We start from the raw sequence: 315 nt of genomic DNA, 5'->3' as shown, positions 1-315 counted from the left end.
CCTGCCGACCTCGCAGGCGGATTTGCTCAAGCACTATACGCTGAGTGATGAAGACCTTGGACACATCAGGCTGCGCCGACGCGCTCACAACAGGTTCGGCTTCGCCCTGCAATTGTGCGTCCTGCGCTATCCCGGCCGGGTGCTGGCTCCGGGCGAACTGATCCCAGCAGAGATCGTCGAATTCATCGGAGCACAGCTCGGCCTGCTTGCCGACGATCTCGTTGACTACGCCGCCCGCGAGGAAACGCGGCACGAGCATCTTTCCGAACTGCGGGCGCTCTACGGATTCCGCACCTTCTCCGGACGTGGTGCGCG

At 63.2% G+C, this 315-nt stretch carries 1 protein-coding gene; it reads left to right on the top strand.

Annotated elements, in window-relative coordinates; translation table 11 throughout:
- Position 1: 1 nt before the first annotated feature.
- The coding region (locus HBA93_RS20085; protein ID WP_286202091.1) for a DUF4158 domain-containing protein at positions 2-315 on the top strand (314 nt) is incomplete at its 3' end.

Source organism: Ochrobactrum sp. SFR4 (assembly GCF_019730395.1).
Classification (GTDB): domain Bacteria; phylum Pseudomonadota; class Alphaproteobacteria; order Rhizobiales; family Rhizobiaceae; genus Pseudochrobactrum.
Note: the sequence above shows the minus strand (reverse complement) of the source record. Positions and strands in the feature narration are given on the sequence as shown.